The sequence below is a fragment of the Mesorhizobium sp. M5C.F.Ca.IN.020.32.2.1 genome (assembly GCF_004023105.1).
In the GTDB taxonomy this organism is placed as follows: Bacteria; Pseudomonadota; Alphaproteobacteria; order Rhizobiales; family Rhizobiaceae; genus Mesorhizobium; species Mesorhizobium wenxiniae.
Genome location: NZ_RZSX01000073.1, coordinates 1 through 12793, shown reverse-complemented (window position 1 = coordinate 12793; position 12793 = coordinate 1). Strand labels below are relative to the sequence as shown.

The following is a 12793-nucleotide window of genomic DNA, read 5'->3' as shown; positions in this document are numbered from 1 at the left end:
GCGCCGACGAGCTTTTTCAGCAGGCGCATCGCCCGCGATCAGCTCTTCTTTATCCTGTATGTCTGGTGGCAGGTGCCACAATCGCCGCCTATGGTGTTGAACCCCGCCTTCAAGGCATCGACGTCGGCCGGGGCGGCGGCTGCCGCAGCCTTGACGTCGGCGAGATATTTTTCCTCAAGCGCCTTGAAGCCGGCCATATCCTCCCAGATCTTGGGGGCAGCGGTGGTGTCGCCGGTTTCGCTGCCAGCCGGGAAAAGGGTCTCGACATTTGCATGGAATTTCTCGGCGTTGGCATGCAGCGCCTTCAACGCCACCAGCACGGCCGCGGCGTCATAGGCGGCCTCGCCCTTGACCACTTTCGACAATTGGCCGGCGATCTTTCCGCGTTCCTTCATCAGGGCCTGGCGCTCCTGGATCGGATCGGCGAATGCCGCCGAACCGGCGAAGGCGAGCGTCGAGATGGCGAGGATAAGCTTTCTCATTCAATTGGCTCCATGGTGAAGACGTTTCGGATGGTCGGCACTGATCGATAACGGCAAAATTGGCTTAAAAATTCCGGAAATTCGCCTCACGCTTGTGTGAATTTTTTGCGACAGTCGTTCAGTGCTGGAAAAGGGCGGCCGATCTTGAGCCAAAAGAAAAGCCCCGGTTTTACCGGGGCTTTTCTGCAACTCAGTTAGGCCTACGCCTCTTCGTAGAGCTCGAGGACATGGTCCCAGTTGATGAGACTGTCGACGAAGGCTTCGAGATATTTCGGCCGGGCGTTGCGATAGTCGATGTAATAGGAGTGCTCCCAGACATCGACGCCCAGGATCGGCGTCGCGCCATGGACCAGCGGATTCTCGCCGTTCGGCGTCTTCGAGATCGCCAGCTTGCCGTCCTTGACCGAAACCCAGGCCCAGCCTGAACCGAACTGGGTGGTTCCGGCGGCGATGAAGTCGGCCTTGAACTTGTCGTAGCCGCCGAGGTCACTGTCGAACGCCTTTTGCAGCGCGCCCGGCAATTTGTTGCCGCCGCCGCCCTTCTTCATCCACTTCCAGAAATGAATGTGGTTGTAATGCTGGCCGGCATTGTTGAAGAGCCCGGGGTTCTTGCCGAAGGACTGTTTCACAACCTCTTCGACCGACAAATCGCCGAGCCCAGCTTCGGCAGCCAGCTTGTTGCCGTTGTCGACATAGGCCTTGTGGTGCTTGTCGTGGTGATACTCCAGCGTCTCCTTCGACATGTAAGGCTGCAAGGCTTCGTAGTCATAGGGCAAGGCAGGCAGTTCAAAAGCCATCGGTCGTACTCCTCGTGGAAAAATCCGGTGCGATACCGGACTAACATAGGTCTGGATTGATATGGAGCAACTCCGGAATGAAGCGCCGGTTCGCTTTTTCGCCAGTCAGCCGGTCGAAGTCGAATGGGCCCAATCCCAGTAGAGTTCGCGCGCCTTCTTGGCTACAGGCCCAGGCTGGAGATTGCGATCCTCGATGCGGGTGACCGGCACGACTTTCGAATGGTTTCCCGTCGAGAATATCTCGTCTGCTTCGAGGAAGTCGCGCACCGACAGCGTCTTCTCGGTGGTCTTGAACCCATACTCGCCAAGCAGCGTCATCGTCCGCGAGCGGGTGATGCCGGACAGGAACGTGCCGTTCGGCGCCGGCGTCAGGACATGGCCGTCCTTGACCAGGAAAATGTTCGAGGTTCCGGTCTCGGCGACATTGCCCAGCATGTCGAGCACCAGGGCATTGTCGAAGCCGCGCATCTTGGCTTCGAGGATGGCACGACCATTGTTGGGATAGAGGCAGCCGGCCTTGGCGTTGGTCGGCATGGTTTCGATGGTTGGGCGCCGGAACGGCGAGACGGTGACCGAAAAGCCCGCCGGCGAGATCATTGGCGATTCGTAGAGGCAAAGGCAGAAACGGGTCGAGGCCGGATCTGCCGGCACGCCCATATAGCCGCCATGCTCGGCCCAGTACATCGGCCTTATATACACCGCCGTCTTGCCGTCGAATTTCTTCAGCCCGTCCCAGGTCAGCCCGACCATCTTTTCGGCGCTCATGGATGGTTTGAGACCAAGCGCGATCGCCGATGCGTTCACCCTCGCGGCGTGGCGGTCGAGGTCGGGGGCGACGCCCTCGAACCAGCGGGCGCCGTCGAACACGCTGGTGCCGAGCCACATGGCATGGCTGCGCGGCCCCAGAATGGCGACATTGCCTTCATACCAGTTGCCATCCACGAAGGTCCATGTCGCGGATTGCGCCGCAGCCGCCAGTGTCATCGCTTGGTTCCGCGTTTTAAAAGCTGTCCTGTCCCCCCATTGGAAGATGCTTTGGCGTCTGCCGTCAACTGAAATGGCTGAGATTTGTTAAGGCCAGCGGCATGCGAACTGCAATCTGGGCTTGCGCCCCGCCTTGCCTCGCCGCAAAACTGTCACCATGCACCATGCGGCTTACGTTTTCGACGCCTACGGCACGCTGTTCGATGTCCATGCCGCCGTGCGCCGTCATGCCGACCAGATCGGGCCGGACGGCCAGCTCCTGTCGGAGATCTGGCGGGCCAAGCAACTGGAATATTCCTGGGTGAGGACGCTGATGGGCGCCCATGCCGATTTCTGGCAACTCACCGAACAGGCGCTGGATTTCGCCTTGCGCAAGGTTCCCTCCGCGGACAAGGGCCTCAGGGCCAACTTGCTCGACGCCTATTGGCGCCTGGACTGCTATCCGGAGGTGCCGGCCGTGCTCAAGGCGCTCAAGGCGTCGGGGGCCAAGCTGGCGATCCTTTCCAACGGCTCGCCTGAAATGCTGGAAGCGGCGGTCAAATCGGCCGCGCTCGACCAGCTTCTGGACGACATCTATTCCGTCGAGGCCGTCAAGCGCTTCAAGGCCGATCCGGCGGTCTACGACATGGTCACGACAGGCTGGCGTCTCTATCCGGGTGCGGTGTCGTTTCAGTCATCCAACCGCTGGGACGTCGCCGGCGCCACCAAGTTCGGCTTCCGGACAGTCTGGATCAACCGTTCCAACCAGCCCGAGGAATACCGGGACTTTCCCCCGGCCCTGATCCTGCCCTCGCTCGAAGGCCTGCTGGCCGGAGGCTAGCCCGCAATTCTCACACTCCATGTCGCCTGCGTTGCTCTTCGGCGCGGCAGATACGGTGTCGGCCTGCGAAAAGCGTATAGAGACCTACGGTTGAGCAGCGCCACACCGTATCTGCCCGCCGAAGAGCAACCCGGGCCGGTTGAAGAAGCCGCAGGCTGTGTCGCGGCGCTTGCCCGATGGGACTGCATCGCTCTGCGCGCGGCTCCTGCCCTGCCGGCTTCTTGAACCGGCGCAGGCCACATCGAGTGTGAGAATTGCGGGCTAGCGCATGACCCAAAAATCGGGTTCGATTTGCAAAGGATCATGCGCAAAGTAAAAGTGCTACAGCGTCCTTTACGCGTCCAAATGGGCGCACGGCGTTGTAGGCCTGTTGCCTCGGCGCAACAGGGGCGGACCCGTCACAGCTTTGCCTTTGTTTGTCCACCCTCAGGCCAGAATCGGAACCGCCTATCGCGCCACGCATTGGTAGGGCTGGCGCGCCGTACTGATTGGCGTATTCATGTTCTGTTTCGATATGAGACTTAAAAAAGGCAACGATGTCCACAACCGAAATCGACCCCTATCGCCTGAGCCGTCGCGGCTTTCTCAACGCCGCTGCGCTAGGCGTCGCCTCGATTGCGGTTTCCGCCTGCACCACGACGGCAGGCCGGCCGGTCGAGCCGCCGCCGCCAGCCAATGTCGAGCCGCCGCTCATGGACTATGCAACAATGTACGGTCCGGTCAGCGACGGTGGGTTCGAGCTGCCGGGCATACCCTACGAGAAAATCGACGAGCAATTTCTGCGTCAGATCGTTCCCGATCCGACCGGCCAAGCGCCAGGCACCATCGTCGTCGATACGTCCGGCCACCACCTCTATCTCGTGCGTCCGGGCGGACAAGCCATTCGTTATGGGGTCGGGCTGGGTCGCGCCGGTTTCGAATGGTCTGGCGATGCCGTCGTCCAGTGGAAGCAGAAGTGGCCGAAATGGACGCCGCCGGCCGAAATGATCGCCCGCCAGCCAGAGCACGCAAAATACAGCGCCGAGAATGGCGGCATGCCCGGCGGGCTCACCAATCCGCTCGGAGCGCGGGCGCTGTATCTCTTCGAGGGCAACGAGGACACGCTTTACCGCCTGCACGGCTCGCCGGAGTGGTTTTCCATAGGCAAATCGGTGTCATCTGGGTGCGTTCGCTTGATAAATCAGGACATTATCGACCTTTATGACCGTGTGCCCAACAAGACGCCGGTGATCGTTACCGCCGGTGTCGGTCACGAACTGGTTGCCACGGCAGACCGCAAAGCCATTCCAATTGATGCGGGCGTCCCGGATGGATCCATCCTGCTCGGCCCGGCAAGGTCGATCTCGGACTCGATCTTCTGAGCTGTTTGAAAGCGCTGGAGCGGCCGGCGTACCTCTGAACCCGATGCTCTTGCTTGAGCATCGGATATTCTCAAACCGAGGTCCAATACTGTCAGCGCCCTCTTGCCAGACTGCCGAGGATACCCCTCACAATCGCCCGGCCCACGGACGAGCCGACCGAGCGAACCACCGATTTGATCGCCGCCTCCGCCACCGTCTGGCGATTGGATGATCGCGGCGCCGGTGCCCGCCTGCCGCCGGTGGGTTGGGGGGCAGAATCGTCATCGCCGAAGCCTGGGATAGTCCAGCGTGAGCGGCCGCTCTCCTGCTGCTGCGCCTCTGCGTCGAGAGCGTCCTTGGCTTTTTTCTGCAGCATCTCGAAAGCCGATTCACGATCGATGGTTTGGTCGTATTGCCCGCTAACCGGGCTCTCAGTGATCAGCTTGCGGCGCTCGTCAGGCGTGATCGGGCCAAGGCGTGAAGACGGCGGGCGAACCAGCGTACGCTGGACCATGGACGGAACACCTTTGGCTTCCAGAGTCGAGACCAGCGCCTCTCCGGTGCCGAGCTGCGTGATCACGGTTGCACAGTCGAAGTCGGGATTTGGCCTGAAGGTCTCGGCGGCCGTTCTCACGGCCTTCTGCTCCCGCGACGTGTAGGCGCGCAAGGCGTGCTGCACCCGGTTGCCGAGCTGGGCCAGAACCGTTTCGGGGATATCCAGCGGATTCTGGGTGACGAAGTAAACGCCGACGCCCTTCGAACGGATCAGGCGGACCACCTGTTCGACGCGGTCGATCAGCACCTTCGGCGCATCATCGAACAGAAGGTGCGCCTCGTCGAAGAAGAAGACCAGCTTCGGCTTGTCGGGATCGCCGACTTCGGGCAGCTCCTCGAACAGTTCCGACATCAGCCACAAAAGGAATGTCGCATAGAGCCGGGGATTCATCATCAGCTTGTCGGCAGCCAGCACGCTGATGGCGCCTCGGCCGTCGCGGGTGGTGCGCATGATGTCGGCGATCCGTAGTGCCGGCTCGCCGAAGAAATTCGTCGCTCCCTGCTGTTCCAGAACCAGCAGCGTGCGCTGGATCGCGCCGACCGAGGGCTTGGTCACGTTGCCGTAGCGAGCGCCGATTTCTTCGGCGCGTTCTGCGATGTTGGCAAGAAGCGCTTGCAGGTCCTTCAGGTCCAGCAGCAACAGGCCTTCCTCGTCGGCGATGCGGAAGGCGATGTTCATGATGCCTTCCTGCGCCTCGGAGAGATTCATCAGGCGCGACAGAAGCAGAGGCCCCATTTCCGAGACGGTGGCGCGAATCGGATGGCCCTGCTCGCCGAACAAGTCCCAGAAGATGACCGGAAATTCCTGGAAATCATAGGGATCGAGCTTGACCTGCTCGGCACGCTTGACCAGAAAATCCTGTGGCGTGCCCATCATCGCGATACCGGACAGGTCGCCTTTGATGTCGGCGCAGAAGACCGGCACGCCGGCATTGGAGAAACCTTCCGCCAAAATCTGCAAGCTCACGGTCTTGCCAGTACCGGTCGCACCGGTGACCAGGCCGTGACGATTGCCATACTGAAGCAGCAGATTTTCGGCGCGCTGGTAGCTGTCGTCGGACTTTCGGCTGGCTCCTATGAAAATACTGGTATCGTCAGCCATGTGTCCGGTCTCCGCAAACCTGAAGTGTTGAAGCCCCGGTCTATTGAAAGTAGCGGGGCTCGCCGCAGGTATAATGACGCCATTGCGCAGCGACAATGGCCATGGTCGAAATTGAGTTTTTGGAGCTTGCGGATTTTGCGCATGTTTGGCAATCGGTTGACGGTTCATTGTCGCAGGACGCGTGTTGCATTGTGATATGGGACGGGGAACCGTAGACTGACGTTCCAGGCCTATCGGCCGAGAAGACGAGGAGAGCGGATGGGCGCCGGTGCCTTGAACCACGATGCCGAACTTCCGAACCCTGACCGGCAGCGGTGGCTTGGCCTTGCGGAAAAAGCCTTGGCCGGCGGATCCTTCGAGGAAAAGCTCGTATCCCATACGAACGATGGCATCCGCATCGAACCGCTCTACGACCGTTCGGTCACCGCAGAGCCTCTGGCGCGGGCAAATCCCAGTTCGCCGTGGATCGTCAGCCAGCGTATCGATGATCCGGATATCGGCCGCGCCAAAGTCCAGGCCCTGGAAGACGTCGCACAGGGCGCCACCGGATTGTCGCTTGTTTTCGAAGGCGCGCCGAATGCGTTCGGCTACGGCCTGCCGAGGACTGCCGAGGCGCTGGAGACCGTGCTCGACGGCGTGCCGCTCAACCGCATCCAGGTTCGCATCGACGCGCATCCCTGGAGCCGCGCCGTGGCCGACTGGCTGGTTGCGTTCTTGAGCAAGCGCCGGTCAGACCCGGCAAAGCTCAACCTGTCCTTCGGTATCGATCCGGCGGCGATCTTTGCCGGAACCGGCCGGTTGCGCATGTCGATCGAGGCCCTGCAGGCGTCGATGCCGCAGTCCCTGGCGCATTTTTTCTCGATGGGCGTGCCCGGGGTCCTGCTGGAGGCAGACGGACGCGTCTTCCACAATGCCGGCGCCACCGAAGCGCAGGAGCTGGGCACCATGATGGCTTCGGCGGTCTCCTATCTCAGGATGTTCGAGGAGGCGCGCCAGCCGCTTGTCTATGCGGCGCCCCATATCGGCTTCGCGCTCAGCGTCGACCAGGACCAGTTCGTGTCGATGGCCAAGGTCAGGGCGCTGCGCAGGCTATGGGCGCGGGTCCAGGAGGCATGTTCGATCGCCGCGTCCACCGCCAACATCCATGCCGAGACCTCCTTCCGCATGATGACTTCGGCGGACCCGGAGACAAACATCCTGCGCACCACGATCGCCGCTTTTGCCGCGGCAGCCGGCGGGGCGGATTCGATCTCCATCCTGCCGCATACGATCGCGCATGGCCTGCCGACGGGCTTTGCCCGCCGTGTCGCCCGCAATACGCAACTGATCATGGCCAACGAAAGCCATATCGATCATGTCGCCGACCCTGCTTGCGGTTCGGGCGCCGTTGAAGCGCTGACCGCCGAACTCGGCGAAGCGGCGTGGGAAGAATTCCAGCGGATCGAGGCGGAAGGCGGCGTGCTGTCCAGCCTGCAGCAAGGACACATCCAGAAACGAGTTCAGGCGGCCTCCGCCCGCCGCAATGCTGCCTATCAAGCGGGCGAGCGGGCCATCATCGGCACGACGCTTCACCCTTCGAAGACCGAACGTCCGGTCGAAACGCTGGCGGCGGAGCGGCGGCCTGCCGTCACCGAGGGCGTGGCGGTGTGCGAGCCGCTGTTTCCGATCCGCCTCGATCAATCGATCGGAGCAGCGCCATGATCCCGGACTTTAGCCAAATCGGCTGGTCGGCGCCGCGCCGGGCGCAGATCGAGGTCAAGGGCCAGCGGATGACCCCGGAAGGACTGGCCATCAAGCATCTGTACAACCAGGGTGACCTCAAGGGGTTGCCGCATCTCGACACTTATCCGGGCCTGCCGCCATTCGTGCGCGGCCCCTACCCGACCATGTATGTCCAGCAGCCCTGGACGATCAGGCAATATGCCGGTTTCTCGACGGCGGAAGAGTCGAATGCCTTTTACCGGCGCAACCTTGCAGCCGGCCAGAAGGGACTGTCGGTCGCCTTCGACCTCGCCACGCATCGCGGCTACGACAGCGATCATCCGCGTGTTGCCGGTGATGTCGGCATGGCGGGAGTCGCCATAGATTCCATCCTCGACATGCGCCAGCTCTTCGACGGCATCCCGCTTGACGAGATGACGGTGTCGATGACCATGAACGGCGCGGTGCTGCCGATCATGGCGCTCTACATCGTGGCGGCGGAAGAACAGGGCGTTGCGCAGAAGGACCTCGCCGGAACCATTCAGAACGACATTCTGAAAGAGTTCATGGTGCGCAACACCTACATCTATCCGCCAAAGCCTTCGATGCGGATCGTGTCCGACATCTTCTCCTACACGTCGCAGCACATGCCGAAGTTCAATTCGATTTCGATCTCCGGCTATCACATGCAGGAAGCAGGGGCGACCGCCGACCTCGAGCTCGCCTACACGATCGCCGACGGCATCGAATATGCCCGCGCCGGTGTCGCGGCGGGTCTCGATATCGACCGTTTCGCGCCGCGCCTTTCCTTCTTCTGGGCGATCGGCATGAACTTCTTCATGGAGGTCGCCAAGCTGAGGGCAGCCCGCCTTTTGTGGTCGACCCTGATGCTGAAGAACTTCTTGCCAAAGGACGAGCGCTCGCTGTCGCTGCGAGCCCATTGCCAGACTTCGGGCTGGTCGCTGACGGCGCAGGATCCTTACAACAACATCATCCGCACCATGATCGAGGCGATGGCGGCGACGCAGGGTCATACGCAATCGCTGCACACCAACTCCTTCGACGAGGCGATGGCGCTGCCGACCGACTATTCGGCCCGCATCGCCCGCAACACACAGCTCATCCTGCAAAAGGAATCCGGCACCACCCGCATCATCGACCCGTGGGGAGGCTCTGCCTATCTCGAACGGCTGACGCATGATCTGGCGGCGCGCGCGCTTGCCCATATCGAAGAGGTCGAGAGCCTGGGCGGCATGGCCGTCGCAACCGAAAGAAACATACCGAAGCTGCGCATCGAAGAGGCTGCCGCGCGCACTCAGGCGCGGATCGATTCCGGCGAGCAGATACTGGTCGGCGTCAACGCCCATCGTCCCGAGACGGATATCAAAGTCGACGTGCTGAAGATCGACAATGCCGAAGTCAGAGCCCGGCAATTGTCGAAACTGCAACGGCTGAAAGGCACGCGCGATGTCGGCGCCGTCGAGAGCGCACTGAGTGCGCTGAGCCGGGCCGCGGAGAGCGGCGAAAATCTGCTGGAGTTCGCCATTCGCGCCGCGCGCGCCAACGCCACGGTCGGCGAGATTTCGCTGGCTCTGGAAAAGGTTTTCGGCCGTCATGTCGCCTCGGTCCAGACGATCTCCGGCGTCTATCGCAAGGCGCTCGGCGACAATCCCGTGGTCGACCGCCTGCAGGACAAGATCGTGGCATTCGAGGAGAAGTCCGGCGGCAAGCCGCGCATTCTCGTCGCCAAGATGGGACAGGACGGCCACGATCGCGGTCAGAAGGTCATCGCCACGGCCTTTGCCGATCTCGGCTTCGACGTCACCGTTGGGCCGATGTTCCAGACGCCGGAGGAGATCGCAAGACTCGCGGTCGAGCACGACGTGCATATCATCGGCGCCTCGTCGCTAGCGGCAGGACATTTGACGCTCATTCCCGAACTCAAGGACGCGCTGAAGAAGCTCGGCCGCGACGATATGCTGATCGTCGCCGGCGGCGTCATCCCGCCGCAGGATTACGATGCGGTCCGTCAGGCAGGTGCCACGGAAATCTACCCGCCTGGCACGGTCATTCCGGAAGCGGCGGATCGGCTGATGGACCGGCTGCTGCAGGTCGGCTGACACCGGAGAGGGAGATCTATGGCGAACCCGACCTCTGCAAGCTGGCATCCGCTTATCTTTTCGGCATCGCCAAGAATCCATTCGTCGACGGCAACAAGCGCACCGCTTTTGCCGCAGCCGATCTTTTTCTTTATTTCAATGGGCTAAGCATCGAAGCCGAGCAGGCGGACATCATTCAACTGGTCATGATGGTCGCGGCCGGCGAGATCGACGAGGCTGGCGCGGCGGCGTTCTTCCGCGATCATGTCGTCAAGGTCGAGGCCTAACTGGCAGTCAGCTTCACAATCTCCCATTCCTTGCCGTTCACCACGGCAATTTCGCCGACCTTCTTGCCGAACAAGGCCAGGGCCATCGGTGAAACATGGGAAATTGTGCCCTTGCCCGGATCGGCCTCATCCTCGCCGACAATCTTCCAGTGTACCTTCCTGCCGTCATCGCCTTCCAGCGTGACGCCCATGCCGAAGCGAACCAAATTGCTGCCCGATTCCGGCACGGACAGCTCGGCGCTTTCACGCCGCGCGGTCCAGTAGCGCAGGTCGCGCGAAATGAGCGCGATACGCTCGCGGTCGGCCCTTTTTTCCGCTCTGGCCAGATCATCACGCAGGGCCGCCAGTTCGGCGTCGATCAGCGCCAGGCCGCGTTGCGTCACCAGATTGCGGTGCTGACTGATCGGCCGCTCGCCGATGCCGGCGATGGCGTTTTCGCTGTCCTCTTCGCGCGTGAAGGCTCTGCTCATCAGTCGAGCTTATGCCTCGCGCGGCGACTTCACAAGCTATTGCCGGCAAACCGGATCGGCCGATCCGGTCTGGCACGATTCCTGCGCGCGACGGCCGAACGCTGGGAATCTGTGCCGATGTTGAACAGACGAAAATTTCTCGCACAAACCGCCGGCTTTGCCGTCCTGGGCCTCTCGCTCGGCAAGGCAGCGGCGGGCAGCCAGCCCGGAATCGACAATCCCTCGATCCGCGGCTCGATCAACGCTGCCGACCTCGGCGTGCGGCCTGGCGCGCTTGACGACCAGAGCAAGGCCTTCGCCAGGCTGCTGCGCGACGCAAACGACCGCGACATGCCGGTGTTCCTGCCGCCGGGAACCTATGTCGTATCCAACCTGTCGCTGCCCAGCCGCGTCAGGCTTTCCGGCGTGCCGGGCGCATCGCGGATCGTCTATGGCGGCAACGGCCATCTGCTCATGGCCGAACAGGCCGGGCACATCGAAGTCACCGGGCTGGTGTTCGACGGCACCAACCGCTGGATGGGCGACTACGCGCAAGGCCTGCTCGACCTCCGCCGCGTCGCTCACCTTGTCATCGACAATTGCCAGATATCAGGCAGCGGCAAGAGCGGCCTGGCGCTCGAGCACGCTTCGGGCCGCATCGGGCGCTCGGAAATATCGGGCGCGGCCGACGCGGGAATCTATTCGGTCGAAGCCGCCGGCCTGGAGATATCAGGCAACACCGTGTCCGACTGCGCCAATGGCGGTATCCTGGTGCACCGCTGGCAAGCGGCCGAGGACGGCACCATCGTCAGCGGCAACCGCGTAGAACGCATTCAGGCGCGTAGCGGGGGAACCGGCCAGAACGGCAACGGCATCAATGCGTTCCGCGCCGGCAACGTCGTCATCTCGGGCAATATCGTCTCGGACTGCGCGTTTTCGGCGATCCGCGCCAACAGCGCCAGCAATCTGCACATCACCGGCAACACCTGTTCGCGGTCCGGCGAAACGGCGCTCTATTCCGAATTCTCCTTCGAGGGAGCGATCGTCAGCAACAACATCGTCGATGGCGCCGCCAACGGCATCTCCATTGTCAATTTCAACGAGGGCGGCCGCATGGGCGTGTGTTCCGGAAACATCGTCCGCAACCTCTCGACCAGCGGCCCCTACCCTGCAGATGCGCCCGGTTTCGGCGTCGGCATCAGCGTTGAGGCGGATACCACGGTCTCCGGCAACGTCGTCGAGAATGCGCCGCTCTACGGCATGTACATCGGCTGGGGGCCGTTCATGCGCAATGTGGTCGCTACCGCCAACATCATTCGCAAGGCCGGAACCGGCATCGCCGTCACCGTGGTCGAGGGCGCCGGGACGGCGGTCATCTCCGACAATGTCATCGACGGCGCCCAATACGGCGCGATCGTCGGCCACCGCTGGGCCGAGCCGGTGACCGGCGATCTCGCCTCATCAGGCAATGCCGGCTATGCGCATCTGACTGTCGAGCGCAATCATGTGAGCTAAAGCCGTTCTCAGCTCAATGCGGCGGTGGGGCGGAGTGCGCCGACTTTGGCGCCGATCCGGCTTTCGATGGGCGGATGTGCCTGTTCGATCAGTTTCGCCGCCAGCGCCTTGTCGGCGTGCAAAAGCCTGGCAATGCATGCCGCGACCATGACTTCAGCGGCGCGGCCAGCGCCATCATCGCATTTGAGCGCAATGCCAAGGCCAAGCTCCGGAAGTGCCGCGCAATAGACGCCTTCAGCCCCTCCCTTCACAAAAATCCGGTCGGGTGCGGCCTCCATCAGTGCAACATCAGCCCTGCCTGTGCCGGCGACCAGAAAGGGCTCGGCCATGCAGGCGGAAAGCAGCCGCTTTGCGGCCTTGGCGCGCACGGGTTCAAAGCCGACACCGGTCGCCATGCGGGCAAAGCCGAGTGCGAAGCTGCGTAGCGGCACGGCATAGGTCGGGATCGAGCAGCCGTCAGTGCCGCAATGATGGAAATCATGGGCAGCACCTGTCACCGCTTGCATTGCGTCGCGTACCATCTCCTGCGAGGCATGGCCTGATTTGACATAGCCGCGATGGGCGATGCCGGCGTGGACGCAGGTGCAGAGAAAGCCCGCATGCTTGCCAGAACAATTGTTGTGCAGTGCGTTTGGCGCCTTGCCGGCACGGGCGAGCGCAAC

11 protein-coding genes and 1 pseudogene are annotated in these 12793 nt (G+C 62.2%); 6 read left to right on the top strand and 6 right to left on the bottom strand.

The window, feature by feature from the left end:
• Nucleotides 1-38 precede the first annotated feature (38 nt).
• From EOA86_RS05990 to EOA86_RS05980, 3 genes are all read right to left on the bottom strand, one after another.
• Nucleotides 39-482, bottom strand: coding sequence for a cytochrome c (locus EOA86_RS05990; protein ID WP_128340986.1), 444 nt, complete (start codon nucleotides 480-482; stop codon nucleotides 39-41).
• A 200-nt stretch (nucleotides 483-682) separates the two neighbouring features.
• On the bottom strand, nucleotides 683-1279 hold the full coding sequence (locus EOA86_RS05985) for a superoxide dismutase (protein ID WP_128340985.1): 597 nt from the start codon (nucleotides 1277-1279) through the stop codon (nucleotides 683-685).
• A 105-nt stretch (nucleotides 1280-1384) separates the two neighbouring features.
• Nucleotides 1385-2263: a branched-chain amino acid aminotransferase gene (locus EOA86_RS05980; protein ID WP_128340984.1), complete on the bottom strand. Its 879-nt coding sequence runs from the start codon at nucleotides 2261-2263 to the stop codon at nucleotides 1385-1387.
• Nucleotides 2264-2420: 157 nt separating this feature from the next.
• Between EOA86_RS05980 and EOA86_RS05975 the strand changes: the two genes are divergently transcribed.
• The gene (locus EOA86_RS05975) at nucleotides 2421-3083 is read left to right on the top strand and encodes a haloacid dehalogenase type II (RefSeq protein ID WP_128340983.1); all 663 of its coding nucleotides are present in this window, start codon (nucleotides 2421-2423) and stop codon (nucleotides 3081-3083) included.
• 536 nt (nucleotides 3084-3619) lie between these two features.
• Nucleotides 3620-4444 (top strand): L,D-transpeptidase, encoded by an 825-nt coding sequence (locus EOA86_RS05970; RefSeq protein ID WP_128340982.1) that lies wholly within the window; start codon nucleotides 3620-3622, stop codon nucleotides 4442-4444.
• Nucleotides 4445-4535: 91 nt separating this feature from the next.
• Here EOA86_RS05970 and EOA86_RS05965 read toward each other — a convergent pair whose 3' ends face one another.
• Nucleotides 4536-6080 (bottom strand): helicase HerA-like C-terminal domain-containing protein, encoded by a 1545-nt coding sequence (locus EOA86_RS05965; RefSeq protein ID WP_128340981.1) that lies wholly within the window; start codon nucleotides 6078-6080, stop codon nucleotides 4536-4538.
• Between the two features lie 258 nt (nucleotides 6081-6338).
• On the opposite strand from EOA86_RS05965, the gene EOA86_RS05960 reads away from it, so the two are divergent.
• From EOA86_RS05960 to EOA86_RS05950, 3 genes and pseudogenes are all read left to right on the top strand, one after another.
• Nucleotides 6339-7781 (top strand): methylmalonyl-CoA mutase subunit beta, encoded by a 1443-nt coding sequence (locus EOA86_RS05960; protein WP_128340980.1) that lies wholly within the window; start codon nucleotides 6339-6341, stop codon nucleotides 7779-7781.
• Entirely contained in the window at nucleotides 7778-9901 is a 2124-nt protein-coding gene (gene scpA, locus EOA86_RS05955; RefSeq protein WP_128340979.1) for a methylmalonyl-CoA mutase, read from the top strand. The genes EOA86_RS05960 and scpA overlap by 4 nt, the downstream gene beginning before the upstream one ends.
• A gap of 8 nt (nucleotides 9902-9909) precedes the next feature.
• Nucleotides 9910-10167: pseudogene (locus EOA86_RS05950) on the top strand (type II toxin-antitoxin system death-on-curing family toxin); the annotation flags it as partial.
• On the opposite strand, the gene EOA86_RS05945 reads toward EOA86_RS05950, so the two are convergent.
• Nucleotides 10164-10637, bottom strand: a complete 474-nt coding sequence (locus tag EOA86_RS05945; protein ID WP_029354644.1) for a GreA/GreB family elongation factor — start codon at nucleotides 10635-10637, stop codon at nucleotides 10164-10166. The pseudogene EOA86_RS05950 and the gene EOA86_RS05945 sit on opposite strands and share 4 nt — an antisense overlap.
• A 117-nt stretch (nucleotides 10638-10754) precedes the next feature.
• Between EOA86_RS05945 and EOA86_RS05940 the strand changes: the two genes are divergently transcribed.
• On the top strand, nucleotides 10755-12131 hold the full coding sequence (locus EOA86_RS05940; RefSeq protein WP_128340978.1) for a TIGR03808 family TAT-translocated repetitive protein: 1377 nt from the start codon (nucleotides 10755-10757) through the stop codon (nucleotides 12129-12131).
• 8 nt (nucleotides 12132-12139) lie between these two features.
• Here EOA86_RS05940 and EOA86_RS05935 read toward each other — a convergent pair.
• A partial coding sequence (locus EOA86_RS05935; RefSeq protein WP_206629965.1) for an asparaginase occupies nucleotides 12140-12793 on the bottom strand: 654 nt, incomplete at its 5' end.